Source organism: Flavobacterium helocola, from assembly GCF_038289885.1.
GTDB classification, from domain to species: domain Bacteria; phylum Bacteroidota; class Bacteroidia; order Flavobacteriales; family Flavobacteriaceae; genus Flavobacterium; species Flavobacterium cheniae.
Genome location: NZ_JBBYHT010000003.1, coordinates 341,500 through 366,641, shown reverse-complemented (window position 1 = coordinate 366,641; position 25,142 = coordinate 341,500). Strand labels below are relative to the sequence as shown.

13 protein-coding genes are annotated in these 25,142 nt (G+C 34.4%); 4 read left to right on the top strand and 9 right to left on the bottom strand.

Annotated elements, in window-relative coordinates; genetic code table 11:
- The 7 genes from AAEO58_RS08835 to AAEO58_RS08805 form a co-directional block, all read right to left on the bottom strand.
- On the bottom strand, nucleotides 1-2,749 hold a 2,749-nt coding region (locus AAEO58_RS08835), incomplete at its 3' end, for a proprotein convertase P-domain-containing protein (protein ID WP_341683083.1).
- Nucleotides 2,750-2,756: 7 nt separating this feature from the next.
- Complete coding sequence (locus AAEO58_RS08830; protein WP_341683082.1) at nucleotides 2,757-3,143, bottom strand: hypothetical protein; 387 nt, start codon at nucleotides 3,141-3,143, stop codon at nucleotides 2,757-2,759.
- A 174-nt stretch (nucleotides 3,144-3,317) separates the two neighbouring features.
- The gene (locus AAEO58_RS08825) at nucleotides 3,318-11,207 is read right to left on the bottom strand and encodes a T9SS type B sorting domain-containing protein (RefSeq protein WP_341683081.1); all 7,890 of its coding nucleotides are present in this window, start codon (nucleotides 11,205-11,207) and stop codon (nucleotides 3,318-3,320) included.
- 156 nt (nucleotides 11,208-11,363) lie between these two features.
- A complete protein-coding gene (locus AAEO58_RS08820; RefSeq protein ID WP_341683080.1) occupies nucleotides 11,364-13,229 on the bottom strand; it encodes an OmpA family protein in 1,866 nt (621 codons plus the stop codon).
- A 20-nt stretch (nucleotides 13,230-13,249) separates the two neighbouring features.
- Complete coding sequence (locus tag AAEO58_RS08815; protein WP_341683079.1) at nucleotides 13,250-14,170, bottom strand: PorP/SprF family type IX secretion system membrane protein; 921 nt, start codon at nucleotides 14,168-14,170, stop codon at nucleotides 13,250-13,252.
- A gap of 52 nt (nucleotides 14,171-14,222) precedes the next feature.
- A complete protein-coding gene (locus AAEO58_RS08810) occupies nucleotides 14,223-16,766 on the bottom strand; it encodes a T9SS type B sorting domain-containing protein (protein WP_341683078.1) in 2,544 nt (847 codons plus the stop codon).
- Between the two features lie 7 nt (nucleotides 16,767-16,773).
- Nucleotides 16,774-17,187 carry a hypothetical protein gene (locus AAEO58_RS08805; protein WP_341683077.1) on the bottom strand — a complete coding sequence of 138 codons (414 nt, stop codon included), beginning with the start codon at nucleotides 17,185-17,187 and terminating at the stop codon, nucleotides 16,774-16,776.
- 156 nt (nucleotides 17,188-17,343) lie between these two features.
- On the opposite strand from AAEO58_RS08805, the gene folE reads away from it, so the two are divergent.
- The 4 genes from folE to lgt all read left to right on the top strand — a co-directional run bounded on the left by folE (nucleotide 17,344) and on the right by lgt (nucleotide 21,329).
- A complete protein-coding gene (gene folE / locus AAEO58_RS08800) occupies nucleotides 17,344-18,015 on the top strand; it encodes a GTP cyclohydrolase I FolE (protein ID WP_341683076.1) in 672 nt (223 codons plus the stop codon).
- Nucleotides 18,016-18,321: 306 nt separating this feature from the next.
- The gene (gene cysS / locus AAEO58_RS08795) at nucleotides 18,322-19,806 is read left to right on the top strand and encodes a cysteine--tRNA ligase (protein ID WP_341683075.1); all 1,485 of its coding nucleotides are present in this window, start codon (nucleotides 18,322-18,324) and stop codon (nucleotides 19,804-19,806) included.
- A gap of 46 nt (nucleotides 19,807-19,852) precedes the next feature.
- On the top strand, nucleotides 19,853-20,110 hold the full coding sequence (gene yidD / locus AAEO58_RS08790) for a membrane protein insertion efficiency factor YidD (protein WP_341683074.1): 258 nt from the start codon (nucleotides 19,853-19,855) through the stop codon (nucleotides 20,108-20,110).
- 286 nt (nucleotides 20,111-20,396) lie between these two features.
- Nucleotides 20,397-21,329 (top strand): prolipoprotein diacylglyceryl transferase, encoded by a 933-nt coding sequence (gene lgt, locus AAEO58_RS08785; protein WP_341683073.1) that lies wholly within the window; start codon nucleotides 20,397-20,399, stop codon nucleotides 21,327-21,329.
- A 51-nt stretch (nucleotides 21,330-21,380) separates the two neighbouring features.
- Here the strand turns inward: lgt and AAEO58_RS08780 are convergent, their stop codons facing one another.
- Nucleotides 21,381-21,842, bottom strand: a complete 462-nt coding sequence (locus AAEO58_RS08780; protein ID WP_341683072.1) for a gliding motility lipoprotein GldH family protein — start codon at nucleotides 21,840-21,842, stop codon at nucleotides 21,381-21,383.
- Between the two features lie 80 nt (nucleotides 21,843-21,922).
- A complete protein-coding gene (gene secDF, locus AAEO58_RS08775; protein WP_341683071.1) occupies nucleotides 21,923-24,847 on the bottom strand; it encodes a protein translocase subunit SecDF in 2,925 nt (974 codons plus the stop codon).
- Nucleotides 24,848-25,142 lie beyond the last annotated feature (295 nt).

Sequence of the window (25,142 nt, the reverse complement as noted above, 5' to 3'; positions counted from 1 at the left end):
TACCAGACCATGAACCGGTAACTCCTGCTGGTAAGCCTGCAAAGGTTGCACCTGTTGCGCCTGTTGTTGCTAATGTGATATTGGTAATTGGGGAATTAACACAAACCGTTTGACTGGTCCCTGATGCAATAGTATTCAACGGTGTAACTACTACTGTAGCTGAATTGCTTACATTTACAGAACATCCAGTTGGAGTGTAATTATACTCAACACCATCAATCCATAATCTACCCGCACTTCTAGTAAAAGTAATTGTATTTGTTGATACTGTAGGAATAATTATTAGTTGACTCAAAACATCTACTGTACCTGCGTTAAAATTTAATGTACTTCCTCCACATGTAATAGCTACATCACCAGCTGCATTATCTCTTGCAAGACTGACTGTTATTGGAGTCCCAGCAGGAACTATATGCTGTAAAGTTATTGTTAAAACAGAGCTTGTATTATCTAACTGTGTACAATTTCCAGCTACAGCTGCTGCACCTAAGGCTGAAATAGCACCTGTCGAATTAACAGGTGAAATACCTCCAACCGATGAAAGTCCATTACCTACGACAGGACTAGTTGTTGCAGCAATATTTAATGCATTAAAGGTTGTATTTGCAATAACAGAAGGAATAGTAACTGTTGCCGTTCCACCGCTATTTATTGTAGTAGTTTGTGAAGCTCCTCCATTAATGTTGTAAGTAACTATTGAATTTGATGTTCCAGCTAAATAAAACTCTGCATTAGAATTTATACAAACTGGAGTATTACTTGTTAAACTAGTTAAGACTGGACTCGCATTTATAGTAATTGTTCCTGTCAATGAAAGATTCGGAGTACAACCAATAGTATTAACAATATAATTAAATGTACCAGAAACAGTTGGTGTCCCAGAAATTGTTATTACACCACCAACAATATTAGCCGTAATACCAGCTGGCAATCCTGTAACTGAGGCGCTTGTAGCTGTTCCTCCATAATTATAAACTATATTTGAAATAGGCGAACCAATACATAAAGATTGAGACGATGTGGCTGCTGCTGATGACAAAACTAAATTACATACTGAACATGATGCTACATTGACAGTTACATTTCTCAAATAACTACAACCGTATTGATCAACCACTGTAAAAGTATACACAAAAGAACCTGCAGTTGGGAATGGTCCTAAATTTATATTATTATTGAGTTGATTACCAACACAAGGTCCAGGTGAAGGACAAGATGGACCTGGATTATTAACAACCGTATTTGTTGTTGATTGAGCAGGAATTACTGGTCCGGCACCAGTATGCGTCCATGTAGCTGTAGTTAAATCAGGTGTTTCTGATAATAAATTTGCATAACATGACGATGGAAATGTTAATGACCAATTTGATAATACTCCATCATCAGATGCAATATTATCAACAACACGTAATGTCCATACACCATTTAATGCAGCCCCATTTAAAGCAGCAAACGAATTGGTTGAAGTGTAAGTTTGAGGAATATAATATGAACCTCCCGTTTCACAAACCCCTGTATACGAACAAGTTCCATTTACTGTTGGTGGAGCTGCCGTTGTGCTTCCCACAGCAGTCCAAGAAGCTCCTCCTGTGTTAACTACTGAATATGTCGCAACACAACCAGGAACTCCATCAGTTGCTCCTGCTGAACAGGCACCAAAATGACCTGGACCTACAGGAGCATGTTGATCAAACAGAATAACTTGTTCTCCTGTTGGTGATATCAAAATTATATCTAAATCTCCTGTGTAGGAATGTTCAATATCAAAAGATACTGTTGGATAACATCCTGCTACCATTGTTGCTCCTGGTGGGAACAAACCTGAAAAATCTAATTGTGAATTATAACTTGATCCAGAACCATCTGGTAAATTAATTGGTCCTGAAATAACAGAAGGTGTTGATTGTACTATAGTTTGAGAAAGTGCAGCTCCATTTAAAGTTACTGAATCACCACAATTTATAGCAACTGTAGCTGGAGACAATCCCGCAAAACTTGGTTCAGGCATAACCCTGACGACCCTTGTTACGGAATTTGCACTCAAACAACCTAAAGGGTCTGTTGTAAAAATATTGTTACGAACTCTCAATCGAACAAGATACAAACCACCTGTAGTAGGAAAAGTATGAGTTGTATTAGGAGTTGCTGTAATACTAGTAGTTCCATCACCCCAATCCCATTCGTATCGAACAAGCGCACCAGATGGTGTAGTTGAACTAGACGCATTAAATGCAACTGTAGTAGAACCTGGTGTAATTGAAGTTGAAGGACAAATATCTACAGTTGAAGCATCTACTAATGCAGCCGTAGGTGGAACACATGGTGTAACACAAGAAATTGTTGAAGTCCAACCTGCATATTCAGAACCACCATCAGAAATGAATCGAAATGACAAACAACCATCAGGACTTGTTGATGTGATTGTGAAAGGTAATGTTGGTGTTCCCATAAAAACATCTACCCCTGTTCCAGATGCGCCTGCAGTATTTCCCTGCCAAACTTCTAGATAATCAAAACCATCCTCAGTTTCAAATGCAGTAAAAGTAATTCTAATTTTATCACCAGGTGTTGAAGGGCAAAAAGTAATTGTACTATTTTGACTTGATAAATAATCTCCTGCTCTATCCCTAAAAGTCCCTGAACATGTAGATATTGTCCCATTAGCGCCATTTGGCATATTATATGTTTGACCAAATGAGATTGTACAAACTATTAAAAAAACAATATTTAAAAAGTAATTTTTTATCATTTCAATACTATTTAATTGTTAACAATTTATTTTTTAAATTTTGATCAAAAACATATATATACCAAATTTCAGTCAATGTAAAAATACTTTTTACTTTATCTGAAAGACTATCAACGTAAGCAATTCCCTCTTTACAGTACTTATAATAATCGCCTAACTGCGATTTATATTTTTCTAGTTCTTCAACAGTTAAATCCTTTAAAACCTTTAAATCAGATTGAGAATAATTTACAACTGGTTTTGTATTATCTAACTTAAATGATAAATCATAAATAACTCTCTTCGAACTAATTATAAAACCAGGTGGTAGATTATAATTTTTCTCATTAGAATTTTGCGCAACAACTGACATAAATGTCAATAAAACCAATAGAAAAGAGAGAATGTTTTTCATTAGAAGTCTATTTTTTTACATTAATATTAACAATAATACAAAAAAAATTAACAAAATGATAACAGATTATCAGTTTTTTTTGAATTTCATCGAATAATCCAAAAAAAATACTACAAAAAAAAGAGAACTAACCAAATGGCTAGTTCTCTTCTATTTTAAATTAAAAATTAAAAATTAACGTTTCATCGTGAAATGCGCTTTAAACTGCTTAGCGACTCCATTTTCTGTGTAATCTAATGTAAACCAGTAGTCGGTTGATGGAAGTAATTCTTGATTATATGTTCCATCCCAACCCTCGCTATCTTCTGTAGCGCTTAGTTGTTTTATTAATTTACCATAGCGGTCAAAAATATACAACTTAGCATCTGCTTGATTCAAGCCACTGATGTTCCATGTATCATTGATACCATCACCATTCGGTGTGAAGTAATTTGGATAGTCGATTATGTTTACTTTTTGTGTCATAAATGTACAACCTTCTGTATCAATAACAGTCACTAAATGTTCGCCTGCGCTTACTCCTGTAAACACATTAGAAGACTGCAGTGGACCTTCGTCTAACGAATACATCAATGTTCCTGAACCTCCAGTTACATTTACTGTAATAGTAGCGTTGTCACTAAAATATTCACTTTGAATAACTGTCATTGAGGTTGCTGGAAGAGTTTCTGTTACAGTTGCTGTAGCACTTGCCAATAATGGATCTGATGAACATCCTGTTAACCAATTCGTAGCTATTACACTATACGTTCCTGCTTCATCAACTACTAAAGTTGAACTAGTTGCTCCTGGTATAATATCTCCGTTAGTATCAAACCATTCAAAATCATAATCCGCATCATTTAAGCCAGTGTTTAAAGTATACGTTTGATATACTTCTCCAGCAGCTGTAATACAAATATTACCATCTACTAATTTTGGCATTGGAGCCGGATTTACATTCACTCTATAATCCGTATAACCACCTTGACATTCTCCTAAACTTGAACGTACTCGGTAAATTACATAACCTTGTGTATTAGTTGTTGCTGTTAACGCATCATTTATCGTTACTGGTGCTATTCCAGTTCCTGGAGTAGCGCCTGATACATTTACAACTGTTAACACTTCCCATGTTAATTCTGTTCCTGCAATAAGTGGGGAAACATCAACTATTAAATCACTGTTATTTCCACTACAAATTGTTTTTATTGGAGATGAAATTGGCAAGCCTGGATTTGGATTCACTGTAACTACTCCACTTTGAAGAGTATTACCCGGACATCCATTACGAACTGATGAAACTTCAAAATAAATTGTTCCCGCCACTAATGGATTACTTGTAATGACTTGTAAATCTAAAGCAGCTGTTGTCGAAGTTGCAGTGATTATTCCAGAAGTAACTCCTCCTACAACGTTTACTCCATTTGTGATAGCTGTCCATGTGTAAGTGATACCACTTATATTTCCAACAATATCAACATGCACATTATTTGAAGCATTTGTTGCCGAACAAACCGAATTGTCTGCTACGGTAACACTCTCAATCACCGGATTAGGATTAACCGTGATCGTTATTGGATTTGATGGAATACCATCACATCCATTAGCTCTTGGAATGATTATCATCGTAATAGTTCCAACATTCTCAGGATTTGTTAATGTCGCTATTTGATTGATATTGGTTTCATCTCCATTAGTAGTTGTACTGTAAGAACCCGAAATATTAGATACCGTAGCACTCCAACTAAATGTTGTATTTGGTAAATTACTACTTAAAACAAAATCCAAAGTACTTCCGTCACAAACTGTATTCGTTACTGTATATGTTAATGTTGGACGAGGTGTAATTGTTATTGAACCAGATTCAGTAGCTTGAGGATTACAACCTCCAGAAGTAGTTATAAAATAATTATAAACTCCTCCATTATTAACAGCGCCAGAAATCGTCAATAAACCTGTAGTCGCATTAAAATTGTGTGTAACACCAATTGGTAATCCTGTAACAGTAACCCCCGTAGCGGTTCCTATAACTTGGTATTGTATTGGATCAATCGTAACACCTGCACATCTTGTTTGATTTTCAGTACTTGCAGGCGAAACTAATGAAATTGTGGTATCTGCAAACAATGAAACGGTAGAATTTAGAGCTATATTTGATGAACAAATTCCATCAAATATACTAATCGTATTTATTGTTGTACTTGCTGTCACACCAGCTACATTTACAACTCCAATACCTGAAGAATTTATTGCAACTGTTTGAACTGGATTTCCATCAACACTATAATCAACTTGAGAATTAGGAGTTGCATTAATAGTAAATGTAGCCGTTGAACCAATACATATAGGACCATTATTAGTGATATTAAAAATGGTTGGTTGTGGCAATCTCTGAGAAATTGTGAAAATTGCCGAATTTATAGAAGTACAACTTCCATTAGATGCTGCAACTTCATAATTAGTAGCAAACAACATTCCTGATATTAATCCCGTAGCATCCACTGATGGGCCTGCAGGTGTAAATACATAAGTTATTGCTGCATCATAATTTGTAATTCTAGCAAATCCATCTGCAATACATGTTGGTGCAGTAATTGAAAACGTTGGAACAACTGGTGTTACCAAAATTGGTAAATTACTAAACTGTGCCGAAGCAACTGATGTACATGTAGCATTTGATGCGGTAACTTCATATAATGTATTTAATGTCATTCCTGAAATTAATCCCGTTGCATCAACTGATGGTCCTGCTGGATTAAACACATAAGTTAGTGTACCATCGTAATTTGAAATCGTACTAAATCCGTCTGCTAAACATGTTGGTGCTGTAACATCAATTGATGGAACAAGCGGCGTTACTAACATTGGATCAATTGTGAAAATTGCCGAATTTACAGAAGTACAACTTCCATTAGATGCTGCAACTTCATAATTAGTAGCAAACAACATTCCTGATATTAATCCCGTAGCATCCACTGATGGACCTGCAGGTGTAAATACATAAGTTATTGCTGCATCATAATTTGTAATTCTAGCAAATCCATCTGCAATACATGTTGGCGCGGTAATTGAAACCGTTGGAACAACTGGTGTTACCAAAATTGGTAAATTACTAAACTGTGCCGAAGCAACTGATGTACATGTAGCATTTGATGCGGTAACTTCATATAATGTATTTAATGTCATTCCTGAAATTAATCCCGTTGCATCAACTGATGGTCCTGCTGGATTAAACACATAAGTTAGTGTACCATCGTAATTTGAAATCGTACTAAATCCGTCTGCTAAACATGTTGGTGCTGTAACATCAATTGTTGGAACAAGCGGCGTTACTAACATTGGATCAATTGTGAAAATTGCCGAATTTACAGAAGTACAACTTCCGTTAGATGCTGCAACTTCATAATTAGTAGCAAACAACATACCTGATATTAATCCTGTAGCATCCACTGAAGGACCTACTGGTGTAAATACATAAGTTATTGCTGCATCATAATTTGTAATTCTAGCAAATCCATCTGCAATACATGTTGGCGCGGTAATTGAAACCGTTGGAACAACTGGTGTTACCAAAATTGGTAAATTACTAAACTGTGCCGAAGCAACTGATGTACATGTAGCATTTGATGCGGTAACTTCATATAATGTATTTAATGTCATTCCTGAAATTAATCCCGTTGCATCAACTGATGGTCCCGCTGGATTAAACACATAAGTTAATGTACCATCGTAATTTGAAATCGTACTGAATCCATCTGCTAAACATGTTGGTGCTGTAACATCAATTGTTGGAACAAGCGGCGTTACTAACATTGGATCAATTGTGAAAATTGCCGAATTTACAGAAGTACAACTTCCGTTAGATGCTGCAACTTCATAATTAGTAGCAAACAACATACCTGAAATTAATCCTGTAGCATCCACTGAAGGACCTGCAGGTGTAAATACATAAGTTATTGCTGCATCATAATTTGTAATTCTTGCAAATCCATCTGCAATACATGTTGGTGCAGTAATTGAAAACGTTGGAACAACTGGTGTTACCAAAATTGGTAAATTACTAAACTGTGCCGAAGCAACTGATGTACATGTAGCATTTGATGCGGTAACTTCATATAATGCATTTAATGTCATTCCTGTAATCAAACCTGTTACATCAACAGAAGGTCCTGTTGGTGTAAAAGTATAAGTAGCGGTTGCATCGTAATTTGTAATTGTACTAAATCCATCTGCTAAACATGTTGGAGGCGTACTTAATATTAAAGGTGTTGCCAAATTTTGCAACATTTCATCAACAACAAATGTTACAGGAGCACCTGTTGCACAAGTAACATTATCTAATGCAATAGTATATATTGTTCCATAAACCGCATTAATAATATTACCCGTAGCATCTATACTTGGCCCTAGTGGAGTAAATATATAATTGAAACTTGAATTATAATTTGTTACATTAGCTGAGCCATCTGCAACACATGTTGCAGGTGTAACAGAAACTATTGGGGCAGCATAAACAACTACTGTTTCAACTTCATTCAATGGTCTATCACAACCTAATTCGTTATAACTATAAGAAACTCCATCTAAGAAAACAGTTCCATTTGCTCTATTAACGATAATTGTATTTGATGTAGTACCTTTGATAAAAGTAACATGTTGTAATGTATTTAAAGCTCCTGTATTGAAAAGTAAAGTTGATGGACCATCAACAATATTTACAGCACCTGTAGTATTATTTTTAGCAACACTAACCGTAATAGGTGTTCCTGCAGGAACTATATTAGCTAAAGTTAATGTTACCGTATTATTGGTAGCATTAATAGTTGTTGAGTTTGCTGTATTTGCAGCAGTACCTGCAGCTAATATAGCTCCAGTAGAATTATTTGGATTAACACCTCCTACAGTTGCTATTGCGTTTCCAGTAGTTGGAACTGAAGGAGCTGTCATGTAAGTCACATTAATATCAGTAGTAATTGTTAAGCCTGTTAATGTTAAAGTAGCATTACCGGTAGCATCTAAAGTTATTGTTTGATTTGCACCGCCATTAATATTGTAAGTTACTATCGAATTTGGCGTTCCTGTAAAGGTATAAACTGCATTATCGCCATCGCAAATTTCTGTTGGCAAAACAGTTAAATCTGTAAATTCAACACCCGGAACAACATCTAAACATACTTGTTCAGAATACGTACATCCAAAATCATCTGTTACATTATAAGTGTAACAGTGTGGACCAACAGTTGTAGGTGTAACTGTAATTTGATTTCCACTAATATTAGTTATATCAGGATTTGGCGTCCAGTTTGTGCTTGTAATTACAGGTGTGAATTGATAATCAACTGGAATTAACGAACTATCAAAATTAATACTCCAGTCAAAGATATAACCATTATCAATTCCAAGGTTGTCTGTAATAACCAAAGACCAGTTGCCATTTAAATCACTTCCAATTAAATTAGTGAAAGGCTGAACTGGCGCATAATTTCCGGCATTAATTGATGCCCCATTTGGTGTCCCACAATTTGATGTTGGCCCAGCAACCATAAGCCCTACAGCTGTTGGAGTAAAACAATATAATCTTCCTGTTCCAGGACCTACAGTTGGATCATCTAAAGGACATCCTAAATAAGTTCCACCACCACCTGGGTAAGCTTTTAAAATAATCGATTGTCCTGTCGGACTCACCAATCTAATCTCTAAATCTCCCAAAAAGGAATGCTCCATATTGATACAAACTGAAGTAATTTGACTAGCAGATGTAATGGTAGATCCAAAAGGGAAACAATCAACTGGAATTGAAGTTTGGTAGGAAACACCACTTCCGTCTGGTAAAAATGTAGTACCACTTACTGGTGGTGCACACTCTTTTGTAAACGTAACCGGAGTTGCAGATGCTGTTATAGTTGCACTTTGTCCTAAACAAATTTCGTTATCGGACACCGTTGAAGTAAAAGTTGGAGTAGTTGAAACATAAACCAACTGGTTTAATCTATTCGAATTTCTACAACCATTTGCATCGGTGATAAATAAATTAACTAAATAAATCCCTTCCGTTGTGTAGGCATGAGAAACTGTTTGGCCTGGCGCTGTAGTTCCATCTCCAAAATCCCATAAATAAGTTGCACCTGTTCCACTAGCAGCAAAAACACCACTACCTGTAAAACTAACAGTTTGATTTTGACATACTCTTATTACATCTTGAGCACCAGATGCAGGTAACGAACTATCCAAAACAGAAGTAATGGAAGGACATGGTGGGCCACATAAAATTGTAGCATCCCAACCTGGCGCATTTTGAGAAGCATTTGAAACAAAAACAAATGTTAAACATCCTGTAGGCGAAGTTGCTGTATATGAAGGTATAATATTGGTTCCAAAATAGGTTCCAACTGGAGTTCCAGTAGCTGAATCACCATCATAAATTGTTAAGGAATCATTTATACTACTTACTAAGTTAAACGAATTAAAATAAACAGTAACTACTTCTCCAGCATTTTCTGGGCAAATAGTCGTTGTACCATTAGCAGCAGTAATACTGTCTGGATAATTACCTGTTGGGCCTCCTAAATCATAAAAATGATCCCCACCACAATAATCTGGCTGAGTACTAAAGGTAGCATCTACTGACCAGTTTCCTGTTGTAGCTCCACATATTGGTCTTACATAAACATCATAAGCTGTATCAGAAGTTAAACCCGTAATCGTATATGAATTTCCTGTAACAATCTGACCTATTGAAGTAGCATTTGGTGGAGCAGAACCTGCAGGAAGCCAAATAACTTCAAAACTAGTAGCTAATGGAGCTACGTTAACCCAAGAAACTGCTAAAGAATTAGCAGTACTACTAACAAGGTTTATCCTTGAAGGAGGTGGACAAGTTGAACAACTAATATTAGAAATCCATCCATCTCTTGTTCCAGATCCATCACTTCTAAAAACAAAAGTTAAACATCCACTAGGATGTGAAGACGTAAAAGGACCTGGAATTGTTGTTCCCCAATAACCTCCTGCTAAGCCACCAGGAACGTTACCTGCTGGATTACCACTAGCTATTAATGGTGAAGCTGTATTTGGTCCATCATAAACATATAATGCATCCCAATTTTGTTCTGTATTGAATGAACTAAACGTTACCGTTACAATTTCTCCAGGATTAGTAGGGCAAATTACTACTGGAGTTGCAGTATTATTGAAGTTGTTACCATATTCCCCTGTAGCGCCTCCTGGATCTACAAAATTTCCACCACAAATAGGTGGCGCAACTGTTGTTGTAAAACTCCTTACAACAGACCAAGGACTGACATTATCCGCCTCACAAACAGTTCTAACATAATAACTATAAGAAACTAATGGTGATAATCCAGTAAGTGTATGTGTATTTGTTGTAACATTCACAATTGTTCCCGTTCCAGGAACAAAACCTTGTGGACCATATTCAATTTGCCATGGACCTGCTGGGTTAGGACTTGTCCAAGATAAATCTGCAGTTGTTGAAAAAGGAGTAACATTTAAACCTGTTGGAGTTAAACATTGTTGATCTACTTTAACGTTATCAATAATCCATCTATCTCCTAAACCATTATTTACTTCCATTACAAAAGCAAAATAAACATTTTGCCCAGCGTAAGCATTTAGCAAAATAACTATTTGCTCAAAAGGTAAATTTTGAATTTCAAGTTCAGTGTAAGTAGCTAATGTTGTTGTAAAAGCAGCTCTATTCTGAGTTGTTGTAGACAACATTACCTTATATATACTTCCTTGTTCCCCATTTGAACCTGATCTTGCATAAAATCTAATTTGTCCGTTTGCAGGAACCGTAACTTGAGGTGTTATTAACCAATCTTGTGCTAAACCAGTAGAAGTTGTACCATTATCTCTATTAACCATTGCTGATCTTGCACCTTGATAAACCCACCCAAAACCGGTTGCAGTAGTTATACCCCAACTCTGTGCTGTTCCAATGGCGTTGTCTTCTACAACCCAACCAGCTGGAGGAAAAGTAGCACCTTCAAAACCTTCAGAAAACTGAGCGTAACCAAAGATTGAGAAAAACGTCATTATAAAAAGTAAAATTCTTTTCATAGTTATTTTATAGTTATGATTTTTTTTTAATATCAAATTTAAACAATTATTTTGTGTCATTTCTTTACATCGACCAAAAGCTTATTTAATCGATAAAAAACATATATCTCTTGTTTTAAAAAACAGGAGATATATGTTAACAGACAATAAACAATATTACTTCTTCACAATCAAGAATTCACTTCTTCTGTTTTGTGCGTATTGTTCTTCGTTACATGGTTGGCAAGCTACTTTTGGTTCGCTTTCTCCAAATCCTTGTCCTGAGATTCTATCTTTTGCTATTCCTTTGCTAATTAAGTATTGAACAGTAGATTTTGCTCTTCTGTCTGATAAATTCAAGTTGTAATTATCACTTCCTCTGCTATCAGTGTGCGATTTTGCGAAGATGACCATGTTTGGATACTCGTTCATTACCATCACTAACTTGTCTAACTCTGCTGCTCCTTCTGCTGTGATATTACTTTTGTTGAACTCAAAGAATATTGGTTGTAATATCACCTCTTTCTCTGTGATGATTGGCATGATTGGGTTTAATAACGCTTCCACTACCACTTGCTCGTTTTCTGCTTTTGCTACTTCAAATACACCACTTTCATATCCTGATTTTGATACTTGAGCACTGTAAGCTGTGTTACATAGCACACCTGTTAAGGTTTCTCCGTTTAATGCTGTGGTTTGATTTGAAACTGTTTTTTGTTTCTCATCCACCAACATTACCGTTGCTCCTTCAATCACATTTCCTGTTTTAGCGTCTTTTACTCGCACTAATGCTTGTACATTACAAATCGGATCTGCTTTATAAATGTCGTCGTTACCGTCTCTATTACTAGAGAAAAATCCAACTTTCTTAGTTGCGTTGTATGTGAAAGCAAAATCATCTTTTGATGTATTTACAGGTTCGCCCACGTTCATCGCTGCTGTTCCTTTGTTTAAATCCATCTTGAATACATCCAATCCTCCAAAGCCTTGTTTCCCGTTTGATGAGAAGAACAAAATGTTGTCGTCTGTAATAAATGGAAAACTCTCGTTTGCCTCTGTGTTTACTTTAGCTCCTAAGTTCTCTGGCGTACCATATTCGTCGCCGTTTACTGCTACTTTCCAAATATCTTCACCTCCAAAACCGCCTGGCATGTTTGACGAGAAGTACAATGTTTTTCCATCTTTGCTTATGCTTGGATTTCTTACATCGTATTCTTTATTATTAAATGGAAGTGGCTTGCTGTTTGACCATTTATCGCCTTCTTTGGTAGCTTTGTAAAGATAAATTTTACCAAACTTTGATTTCTTAGCTTTATCTTTTACATATTCCTTTTCATTGAAACTCTCGCTACCGTAGTACATCATGTTTCCATCGCTTGTGATACTTGCGGGTCCATCGTGCCATTTGGTATTAATGTTATCTACCGCTACTGCATCGCTAATGGTTCCATTTGCGTTGTAAGTGGCTTTGTAAATATCTAAATAAGGCTCTTCGTTGAAGTTACTGTTTCTTTTTGAAGTGTTTCTAGCACTTGCAAAATACACATTGTTATCATTAGTAAGTACCGCTCCAAAATCTGTTTTATCGCTACTTACGTCTGATTTTGCAATGTTGTATAATTTACTTTGTCCTTTTAATTCTGGAAGGTAATTCGGTTTGCTCACAAATGCCTTAGCTCTTTGGTCGTTTGGTGCCAATTGCGCAAATTGTTGCATTTGTTTGTCGGCTTCTTTGAAGTTTCCTTCTGCTTTTAGCATTTGAGCATATTTGTAATACGTTTCTGCATCTTGCTTTTGCTCCACTACTTTAGCATACCATTTTACTGCTTCTTTCGTGTTGAATACATTGTAGTAGCTCTCTGCTAATTGTTTGTAAACGTAGTTATCGGCTTTACTGCCTTCGGCTAGTTTTAAATATTCTTTGGCAGCATCAACATATTCGTATCTATCGAATAATTTGTCTGCTGTTTTAGTGTATTGATTTTGTGCACTAAGTATTCCACTTACCATCACAAAACTTAATGTTACATATAAATTTCTCATTGTACTTTAGTCGGTTTAGGTTAGAAGAATCTTGGTGAACTTGATACTTTTTTCGGGAAGTTCAAATCAAACAACAATATAATCTCGTGTGAAGATGGCGTTGTTACATTCAAATCTGATACGATGTGATCGTAAGCGTAACCTAATTTTATATTTGGGGTAATGGCATAATTAACCATTGCTCCAAAACTGTCTTCTAATCGATAGGTTCCACCAATTTCAAATTTCTCATTAAACAAGAAGTTAGCCGATAAATCCAATGATGTTGGCGCTTCAAAGGCCGATTTCATCATGAAAAATGGTTTGAATTTTACATTATCATTGATATCAAACACATATCCTCCCGTTACAAAATAATGTGATACTTCTGAACCAAATTCTCTTCCGTTAAAATCTAAATGTTTCGACTTCATTAAATTAGGAATCGAAAATCCTAAATAATACTTATTCGTATAATAGAAAAGTCCAGATCCAATATTGAAATACGAATTACTCGTATTCTCTGAAAAAGCAGGATCGTCAACATCTGGCAATGTTGAATAAACATCATCAAACAAACTTACTTTGTGCAACGTTAATCCCGTTTTTAATCCAAAAGCTAATTTGTGTTCGCCTCCTAAATTCAATGTGTAAGAGAAATCAGCATATATGTTATTCTCCTCTACTGGGCCAATCTTATCTGAAATAACCGATAATCCCATTCCAACATTCTTACCCACTGGAGCATGTCCAAAAAAAGTAGTCGTGGTAGGTGCATCCTCAATCTCAACCCATTGCTTTCTATGTAATAATCCTAATGATAAATTCTCTTTGCTTCCCGCATAAGCCGGATTCATTACACTCATATTATACATGTATTGCGTGTAGTGTGGGTCTTGCTGGGCATGTAGTTCAACCGTAAAGGCAATTACACTTAAAGTTACTAAAAATAGTTTCTTCATTATTTTTAATTTATTTTAAAATAAGCTAAGCTTATAATATTAACTTTTTAAATTATTTACGTTCTCTATTAATGTATATCCAACCTGTTTTGGTTTCTATATCTGTAAAATCAATTACATAATAGTAGGTACCATCTGGTAGTTCATTTCCATTATCCGATTGACCATGCCATTCGTTTTCATAATTTGATTTAGAATAAACTTTACTTCCATATCTATTAAAAATTTCTAACTTTTCAATATTGTAGAAACTTAAATCTAATTCATCATTAAGATTATCACCATTTGGAGAAATTCCTTTTGGAATAGAACAAGGCTGAACAGTAACACTTGCTACATCAGAGAGAGCTAACGAACAACCATTACTAATATTTAATAACTCAATTGAAACAAGAGTGGTAGAACTTACAACTTCAACAGTTGCAACACCTGCAGCAGTCAACGTTACTGTTTGATCACTTCCTCCATTAATAGAATAAGTAATAACATTGTTTGCTGCACCGTTAATTTGGAAAATGGCTCTTTCACCTGAACAAACAGTTGCATTTACAACAGATAATGTAGGCGCAATAGGACTACTTAATTGTTCATTATTAACAAAACTAAGTGATGTTGCTGAGTTACAAGTTCCATTGTAAGAAAAAACAGTATATGTTGTTCCTGTAACCATTCCTGAAATTACACCTCCAGCACCCACAGTAGCATCATTTGGTGAAAATGTATAAACTAAACTTGAATCGTAATTAGAAATTCTACTTGTACCATCTGCTAAACATGTAGGAGCTACACTAATTATAGTTGGCCTATCAGGTGCAGCTAACATAGCGTTTATACTAAAAGGTGCTGAAACAGGCGATGAACAACTACCGTTACTAGCAGTAACTTCATAATTAGTACCAACATTCATTCCTAAAATTACACCTGAAGCGTTAACTGTTGGCCCTGTAGGACTAAATATGTATTGCAAACCTGTAACATAATTATCAATTCTGGCTACTTCACTTGACAAACAAGTAGCTGTGGCAATAATAATAATTGGTGTATTTGGAATTGATAATTGAGCAGCATTGTTAAATGCAACCGATGGTGCAGATGAACAAGTTCCATTATTAGCTAAAACTGTATAATTTGTTCCTGTAACCATTCCTGAAATTACACCACCAGCACCCACAGATGGCCCCCCTGGATTAAATACATAAGTTACACCTGTATCATAATTAAAAACTGTACTAGTACCAGATGCTAAACATGTTGGTGCATTTGAAACAATAGTTGGAGTTACAGGAACTGCAACAACAGTTATTGTTCCATTTCGACTTGCATTAACCGAACAACCAACAGTAGTTACCGTATAATTAAAAGTACCCGTTTGAGTTGGCGTTCCACTTATTGTAAAAGTATTAGCATTGTAAACTGAAGTTAGACCAGATGGCAATCCAGTTACAGTTGCACCTGTTGCCGAACCAGTTGTTGTATAAACAATATTTTCTATCGGCAATCCTTGACACAAAACTTGATTAGTTGTTCCTGCCGCTGAAGCAAGATCGATAGTACAAGTTGGAGGAACACAACTTACTATAATATTAATTTGTTCTCTAACATTACATGGACCCGCATTAATTTCAAGAAATACAGATGTTGATGAAGCTACGGTATATGCAGATGGATTAGTAATAACATTAGCATTTTCATCATAATATACAATTGTAAAACTTGCTGGATCGTATGGTGCAACCCAAGCTGCTTCATAAGAAGTTAAATCAATTGTTGGATTACACGCACCTGGTGGCGCATTAATGGGACCTAAATCATTAAAAGGTACTACTCCAATAATATTCACAACAACGTCATCTGTGGCTAAATCAGAACAACCAGGTCTCGTTACACTGACAGTCCAAGTTCCATTTTGATTTACAGTTGTTGTATTTGTTGGAGTTGTATATTGTAAAACACCATTTAAAAACCAAGAATATATTGGTGAACCAGGTAATGATGGCGCTTGTAAGAAAGTTGCTGTTAAAGTAACATTAGTAGCCGCACCACATAAAATTCTGTCTGGTCCTAAGTTTACACCACATACAATATCACAACTTAAAGCACCTGTTCCGCCAGTTTGATTTAAAGTATAAGTTCCTACTTGACCTGAAAAGTTGGTAACTAACAACATATAATATTGTCCTGAAACTGCATTTGGGATAGTAAAATTTTCAATAGGATCTGATGAATAACTACAAGCAACCACATTATTAGCACCTGTATATCCAGGAGAATACAATGCTAAATTATTACAAATACCAGACAATGAATTAAATGGACCCCATAAAATAAAATCCACATCAATTCCTAACCCATTACTAGTTCTAATTTGAGATAATTGAAAATTCATATTTCCAGATGTTCCTACTTGCATATAAAACCATGCTGGATTAGGTGTACTACCCAGACAGCCTAAGCTACCAAAACTTGCTACACCTGTAGTATTATTGAATGGTCCTTGATTACCTGAACACATTGCTGCAGCATTTTCACAGGTAGAAGATTGACCAAACGAAAAACTAAAGCTTAATAAAAATATTATTTTATACAATAATTTCATAATTTGATTATTTTAGAAATGAGAAATAAGACCAATCAGAAACTTTTGTTTGATTATTTTCAACCAAAACTAATCTCCATTTGAAACACTTTGCTCCTACTTCAACATGAATTAAATCACGATTTCCTTTTTTTACAAAGTTTTCTTTATTTAAAACTTGAATAGTTTCTTTAAAATCTGAAGCATTTTCACCATTAAAGCAATCGAAAATAGTAACAACTTCAATAGAAACATTCTTGTTACTTAAATCAAGAGTTGAAAAATCCCAAGAAATTTTTGAATTATTGATAAAATCAAATTTAGGGTCTTGAAGATTTTCGATTTTAACCCCTTTAAAAATAGCATCGTTTTTATCTAACGTGGTTTGAGAGAAACCATATTGAAAAAACAAAAAGATACTAAAAAGTAATACTTTTTTCATTTTTTATAGTTTGATAGTTAGTTTATAGAACCACAAATTTAACAAAAATTTAAAGCTAGACACTTTTTTTTTAATAATTAACATTTAAAAATAAAATCTAAAGTTTATTATTTATCTTTGCGTCACTATAAAATTGCTATAAAACTAATTGGTAAAATGATACAAAACGAGGATTTTCAGGACGAGATAGGAAACGACCATATTGCAACGAGTGCTCAAACTCCTATGCGAGATGATGCATTTATTATTTCTGACGAAGAAAAAATTGAATTAATCAAAAAAGATGTTGAACATATTTTAAACACATTAGGTTTAGATTTAACTGACGACAGTTTAAAAGGAACGCCAAATCGTGTTGCAAAAATGTTTGTAAAAGAAATTTTCGGTGGATTAAATCCTAATAAAAAACCGGGGTCTTCTACCTTTGACAATAAATATAAATATGGTGAAATGTTAGTAGAAAAAAACATCGTTGTTTATTCTACTTGCGAACATCACTTACTACCTATTGTAGGTCGTGCTCATGTTGCTTACATTTCAAACGGAACTGTAGTTGGTTTGTCTAAAATGAACCGTATTGTAGATTATTTTGCAAAAAGACCTCAAGTACAAGAGCGTTTAACAATGCAAATTGTTCAAGAATTACAAAATGTTCTAGGAACTGATGATGTGGCTTGTGTTATAGATGCAAAACACTTATGCGTAAACTCGAGAGGAATCCGCGATATTGAAAGCAGTACCGTTACGGCTGAATTTGGCGGAAAATTCAAAGGAGATAAAGTTCGTAGAGAGTTTTTGGATTATATTAAGTTGGATACTCAGTTTTAAGTTGTGAGATTAGAGTTGGAAGTTGGGAGTTTTGACTAAACTTCGTTTAGCGGCTGCCTAGGGTTAGGAGATTCCTTGCAAGCTCGGAATGACAATCCCGAAGCTTCGGGACAAAAAACTTGAAACTTGAAACCTGAAAACTAAAAAAATAGCCCTGATAGTAATGAAAAGCCCGCAGCAATAAAAATGTAGTTTTTGTTGTTTTAAAAATGCGACCTAAGAAGCACTTTTTAAAACGTAGAAAAACAAGTTTTTATGTGAGGACTTATAATGAATAGCAGGAATAGCTTCAAAAAAATATCAATAATGGAATTACATAAAAATCAAACACTAAAAATATACAATACGCTTTCGGGAGAGAAAGAAAACTTTACTCCTATTCATGAAGGAAATATTGGAATGTATGTTTGCGGCCCTACAGTTTACAGTAATGTACACTTAGGAAACGTTCGTACGTTTATGAGTTTTGATGTGATTTTTAGATATTTATTACATTTAGATTATAAAGTAAGATACGTTAGAAACATTACCGATGCCGGACATTTAACCGATGATGGCGATGTGGATAACGACCGTTTTGTAAAACAATCGCGCCTGGAAAAATTAGAACCTATGGAAATCGTACAGAAATATACGGTGGATTTTCACAAGGTTTTGGATGCTTTTAATTTTCTTCCGCCAACTATTGAACCTACTGCAACGGGACATATTTTAGAACAAATTGAGTTAACTCAAAAATTAATTGACACAGGATTTGCTTACGAAAGCAATGGTTCGGTTTATTTTGATGTGTTTGCTTACAACCAAAAAGGAATGAATTACGGCGAATTGAGTAACCGTAACATCGAAGAACTTTTCGCTAACACTCGTGATTTAGACGGACAAAACGAAAAGAAAAACCCACAAGATTTTGCACTTTGGAAAAACGCTTCTCCAGCACACATTATGCGTTGGAACTCTCCTTGGGGTGAAGGTTTTCCGGGTTGGCATTTAGAGTGTACCGCAATGAGCACGAAATACTTAGGTGAAAAATTTGATATTCATGGTGGTGGAATGGATTTGAAATTCCCGCATCATGAGTGTGAAGTGGCACAAGGAAAAGCTTGTAACGGACATTCGCCAGTGAATTTTTGGATGCATACCAATATGTTAACCATGAACGGTTTACGAATGAGTAAATCGACTGGAAATTATATTCTTCCGATGGAATTGGTTACAGGTGAAAATACGTTTTTCGAGAAACCATTCCAACCTAATATTGTACGTTTTTGTTTCTTGCAAGCACATTATAGAAGTGTTTTAGATATTTCAAATGATGCCATGTTAGCAAGTGAAAAAGGATATTCACGTTTAATGGAATCATACAAATTAATTCCGATGTTGAAAGCAAGTTCTACTTCTACATTAGATATTACGGCTTGGAAACAAAGTTGTTATGATGCGATGAACGACGATTTTAATACACCAATTTTAATCGCACAATTATTTGAAGGAGCGCGTTACATCAATTTAGTAAACGACGGAAAAGAATCTTTAACAGCTGAATACATTCAACTTTTAGAAACTACGATTTCAAGTTTCTTGTTTGATGTATTAGGAATTAGTAACGAGACTTCAGGAAATTCAAATACTACCGAAAAATTAAGCGGCGTTGTTGAAATGCTAATTGGGATGCGAAATGAAGCGAGAGCGAATAAAAACTTTGCTTTATCAGACCAAATTCGTGACCAGTTATTAGCATTAGGCATCCAATTAAAAGACGGAAAAGAAGGAACTAGTTTTACCTTTTAACAATATAAAGAATCTCAATTGAGGTTCTTTTTTTTAATTTATAATCATGTGTAGCCAACACCAATCGAAATATCCAAAAACACTAAAACAATGGTTCGTTTATCCATTTGTTTTATTGGTACGATTTTATCAGATTGGGATTTCTCCATTTACACCCGCAACTTGCCGATTTGAACCTACTTGTTCTACTTATACGATTCAAGCATTGCAAAAACATGGAGTTTTTAAAGGAGGTTGGTTAGCTTTGAAACGCATTTTTAGTTGTCATCCTTGGGGAAAAAGTGGTTATGATCCGGTTCCTTGATTAATTACACAGAGGTTCACAGAGCTTTTTTTTACTTTGATTGCCTTGATTAGAGTTACACAGAGCGTTTCAAATATTTGAATTTTGAGATTGAAATTGAAATTGAAATTGAAATTGTTTTTTTTTAAAATTTTTTAAATCTGTATTCCTGATAATTTGTTTCAGGTTTCAAGTTTGAAATTGATTTTTGAAATTGTCATTGCTCTTGAAAAAATTTCTTATCGGAATTTTAACATGTTTCCCAATAATAATATTTATTTTTACGCTTTAATCAGATACAAAAATTATGATTCACGCACTCAATATGGTTTGGAATCCTGCAGAAGGGATTGATTTAGGATTTTTCATGTTACGTTTTTATAGTCTTTCTTGGGTATTAGCCTTTGGATTAGGTTGGTACGTTATGAAACCTATTTTCATGAGAGAAAACGAAACGGTGGAATCATTAGATAAATTGTTTGTATATACTTTAGTTGCTACAATGCTTGGTGCAAGATTGGGCCACGTTTTGTTTTATCAATCTGAATTGTTTCACGAAGATCCATTGAGTATTTTATTACCAATTAGCACAAAACCAACTTTACATTTTACAGGTTTTGCTGGTTTAGCGAGTCATGGTGCAGCTATTGGAATCATTATCACTATGTTTTACATTCAAAGAAGAGTCATCAAACGTTCGTTTTTATGGATTTTAGACCGAATTGTAATACCTGTTTCTTTAGGGGCGATTTTCATTCGTTTAGGAAATTTCTTTAACTCTGAAATCGTAGGAACTGAAACCACTTCTTCATTTGGAATTAAATTTTTAAGAGACAAATACAATGGTAGAGAAGCAATGGAACAAACCCAAATTGGAGATGTTAACGAAGCTTACAAAGCCATTGAAACTAATCCACAATTTGCGGAATTATTAGCTGCTGTAACACCAAAACATCCAGCACAATTATATGAAGCTATTTGTTATGTTTTTGTGTTTGCAATTTTGATGTTTTTATATTGGAAAACAGAAGCCAGAAACAAAGCTGGTTACTTATTTGGATTGTTTTTAATCTTGCTATGGTCGATACGTTTTGTAGTAGAATTTGTAAAAGAAAGTCAAGGTGGTTTTGAACAATATCCAATTTTCAATGCACTATCAACAGGACAATGGTTAAGTATTCCGTTTATCCTAATTGGTTTTTACTTTGTTATAAAAGCTAGAGTGGTTAAAGAAATATAATTACATAACACTCATACAAAAAAGTCGGTTAGAAATTCTAACCGACTTTTTTTATTTTTTTCTTTCAACAAGTATTCCAACTCCTAAAGCATTTGGCAGATAAGGCCCATCAAATTTACTTTTAATACTAATTTTGTATTTTCCTTTTTCAAGTGTATCAAAGGTTTTAATGGTTTGAAATACATCGCAAATATCTCCTGAACAATCTCCGATATCATTTCCTGACTCATCAATAAGTTTCATAACAACTGGGAGTGTTTCAACTTTACCATCAGGAGACGTAATTTCCACTTCTAAAGGCACTTCCTTAAACTGAAATCCACTAATGTGCCCAAAGTGTAGCTTTAACTCACAAACTCCCTCAGATTGCTTATTTTCAAACTCAAATGATTTCACATCTTTACTTTCCCATCGATTATCTGTAAAATCACGATTAAATTCGTCATACACTTCATTCTTATTGCAAGACGTTAATACGAACACAAGAGCAAATAAAATAAGTTTAACTTTCATAATTTATAATTTTAGAATTATAAATATAAAAAAAGTCCTGATATAAATCAGGACTTTTCAATATAATGTAAACTAATTATTTAGTCTTCTTTTTTGAATTCAGCCATTTTAAGACCTTCTTTTTCACCAATTGTATCATTCATTACTGGAGTAGCAATAAATAATGATGAATAAGTTCCTACTAAAATACCCACTAAGATGGCAAATACGAAACCTCTAATCGTTTCACCTCCAAATATGAAGATAGCCACTAACGTTACTAATGTAGTTGCAGATGTATTAATCGTTCTACTTAAAGTAGTATTTAATGCTTTATTTACCAAACCTTTGAAATCTGGTGATGAATTGTAATCTAAGTATTCACGTACTCTATCAAATACAATTACGGTATCATTCAAGGAATATCCAATTACCGTTAAGATTGCTGCAATAAAAGCTTGATCAATCTCCATATTAAATGGTAAAATAGTATAGAAGAATGAGAAAATACCTAATACAATGATTACATCATGTGCAACTGCTATAACCGCAGCAAAACCAAATTGCCACTTACGGAAACTAATCATTAAGTAAACAAATACTACAAATAATGAACCTAAAACAGCCCAAATAGAGTTCATTTTAATATCTTTTGAAATAGTTCCTGTTACTTTAGCGGATGATAAAATACCTATTTTTTTACCTTCATATAAGTTTGCAAATTTATCATAAGTTAAATCAGCTGGTAAGTATTTCTTTAAACCTTCATATAATTTTTGGTTTACTTCTTTATCAACACCTTCACCTTCCTCTTCAATTTTATATTTGGTAGTAATTTTTAACTGATCATTTCCACCATAAACTTTAGCCTCAGCACTTCCAAAAATAGCTACTAAATCAGCTGCCACATCTGGTGCAGAAACTGCTTTATCAAAACGTACTTGATATGTTCTACCTCCAACGAAATCTACACCTTGATTTAATCCTTTTGTAGCTAAAGAGAAAATACTCAATACTACTAAAATAGCTGAAAAAGCATAAGCAATTTTCTTTTTACCTAAGAAATCAATGTTTAAGTTTTTAAACCATGTTTTAGTTAACGAAGTTGAATACGCTAATTTTTCGTTTCTGCTTAAACTCCAATCTAAGAACATTCTTGTTACAAAAACCGCAGTAATTACAGAAGTGAAAATACCAATTAATAACGTTGTAGCAAAACCTTGAATTGGTCCAGTTCCAAACACTAATAAGATAATCGCTGTAATTGCTGTAGTAACGTTAGCATCAATAATAGATGACATTGCACCTTTCCATGTGAAAGCATAATCAGTAGCTTCTTGAACTGATTTACCACTATCCAATTCTTCTTTTGCTCTTTCAAAGATAATTACGTTAGCATCTACTGCCATACCGATTGTTAATACGATACCTGCAATACCTGGCAATGTTAAAACAGCACCAAAACTTGCTAAAGTTCCAAAAATGAACAAAATGTTTACTAATAAAGCTAAGTTAGCATAGAATCCAGTTTTACCGTAGTAAACTACCATCCATAATAATACTAAACCAAAACCAATAACGAATGATAACATACCATTATCAATAGCTTCTTGACCTAATGATGGACCTACAACTTCTGATTGAACAATTTCTGCTGCAGCTGGTAATTTACCTGCTCTTAAGATGTTTGCTAAATCTTTAGTTTCATCAATTGTGAAGTTTCCAGAAATTTCTGATTGACCTCCAGTAATAGCTCCTTTACTTACACCTGGTGCAGAGTAAACAATATTATCTAAAACAATTGCAATAGCATTTCCTTGTTGAGAAACTGCTCCTGTAATTTGTTCCCATTTTCTTGATCCATTACCGTTCATTTGCATAGAAACGGCAGGTTTACCCATTTGATCAAAAGTATCTTTTGCATCAACAATTACACCTCCACTTAAAGGAGCAACATTGTCTCTTGTTCCTTTTAATGCATATAAATCTGTAATATCTGGATTTTTCTCGTTTGTTTTACCCCAAGCAAATCTAATATTTGTCAAATTAGCTGGTAATAAAGCTTTGATATCGGCTCTTTTTAAATAACCGTTGATTGCTGCAGTATCTTTAGTTGCAAATGTTCCAACGTGTGGAGCACCTTGTTGACCTGGAGCTAACATTTTACCTAAGAATGGACTTGTACCAGCTGCAGCAGTTGTATCTGCTTTGTCAGTTAATAACGAATCGATTCCTGTAGTTTTAGTTGGAGCCGCTTTAACAGCTACTTCTGTTTTCTTTAATGCTTCTTCAACAGCCATTAAATATTGTCCAACTTCTTCTATTTTATATGTTTCCCAAAACTCTAATTGAGCAGTACTTTGTAATAATTTTTTAATACGGTCTACATCTTTAGCTCCTGGTAATTCTACCAAGATTCTTCCAGAATTTCCTAACAATTGAATGTTAGGCTGAGTTACACCAAATTTATCGATACGCTCTCTCAATACTTTGAAAGCACTTTCTACTGATTCTTGAACTTTTTGTTTGATGATAGGCTCAACTTGTTTGTTGGTCATATCAAATTTGATAACTTCATCTAAGTTTCTGTTTCCAAAAACATCAGCAGCTGATAATCTTACATTACCAGCGTTTGCAGCTTCAAAGAAAGCATCAATAAAATCCTGATTTCCTTTTTGATTTGTTTTTGCATCAGCAAGCGCTTTGTTGAAAGCTGGATTTTTAGAATCGTTAGCCAATCCTTTTAAAACGTCTTTAACCGAAATCTGAAGGATTACGTTCAATCCTCCTTCTAAGTCAAGACCTTTGTTGATTTGGTTATTAGTAACTTCTTTGTAAGTATGCCCTAAGTATACTTCTTCTTTCCCTATAGAATCTAAATAGCGTAATTCTTTAGCCGTATCTCCTTTTGCAAAAGCTTTTGCATCAGAAACAATACTATTCGCTACGAAAGTAAAAGAAAGTTGGTATACACATACCAAAGCAAAGATAATTGCGAAAAATTTAATAAGTCCTCTATTCTGCATTATTCTAAATTTTATTTATTCTATTTTATAAAAACGGACAAATATATAATTTACAATAGGATTAAGCAATTTTATTTTGGATTAAAATACCCTTTTTATCCAAGTTTAATCACAAAACGCTATTATAACCTAATAATGAAAGACTTGCAACTTAAAAAAGTATTTCACATTCCTTTATTTATTGTTGAAAACTTATTAATTTAAAGCAAAAATCCTTTTTCAAACCTTTTTTTAAAAATAGCAATAACAAAAAAAAACTGCCAATTTCTTGACAGTTTTTCAATTCTATTTTGAT

What these genes read in the sequence shown, in the direction of transcription:
- folE (WP_341683076.1), top strand. Translation starts at nt 17,344, where the DNA reads ATGATACAAAACGAGGATTTTCAGGACGAGATAGGAAACGACCATATT.
- AAEO58_RS08780 (WP_341683072.1), bottom strand. Translation starts at nt 21,842, where the DNA reads ATGAAAGTTAAACTTATTTTATTTGCTCTTGTGTTCGTATTAACGTCT.
- yidD (WP_341683074.1), top strand. Translation starts at nt 19,853, where the DNA reads ATGTGTAGCCAACACCAATCGAAATATCCAAAAACACTAAAACAATGG.
- AAEO58_RS08820 (WP_341683080.1), bottom strand. Translation starts at nt 13,229, where the DNA reads ATGAGAAATTTATATGTAACATTAAGTTTTGTGATGGTAAGTGGAATA.
- AAEO58_RS08810 (WP_341683078.1), bottom strand. Translation starts at nt 16,766, where the DNA reads ATGAAATTATTGTATAAAATAATATTTTTATTAAGCTTTAGTTTTTCG.
- secDF (WP_341683071.1), bottom strand. Translation starts at nt 24,847, where the DNA reads ATGCAGAATAGAGGACTTATTAAATTTTTCGCAATTATCTTTGCTTTG.
- AAEO58_RS08805 (WP_341683077.1), bottom strand. Translation starts at nt 17,187, where the DNA reads ATGAAAAAAGTATTACTTTTTAGTATCTTTTTGTTTTTTCAATATGGT.
- cysS (WP_341683075.1), top strand. Translation starts at nt 18,322, where the DNA reads ATGGAATTACATAAAAATCAAACACTAAAAATATACAATACGCTTTCG.
- AAEO58_RS08830 (WP_341683082.1), bottom strand. Translation starts at nt 3,143, where the DNA reads ATGAAAAACATTCTCTCTTTTCTATTGGTTTTATTGACATTTATGTCA.
- AAEO58_RS08825 (WP_341683081.1), bottom strand. Translation starts at nt 11,207, where the DNA reads ATGAAAAGAATTTTACTTTTTATAATGACGTTTTTCTCAATCTTTGGT.
- lgt (WP_341683073.1), top strand. Translation starts at nt 20,397, where the DNA reads ATGATTCACGCACTCAATATGGTTTGGAATCCTGCAGAAGGGATTGAT.
- AAEO58_RS08815 (WP_341683079.1), bottom strand. Translation starts at nt 14,170, where the DNA reads ATGAAGAAACTATTTTTAGTAACTTTAAGTGTAATTGCCTTTACGGTT.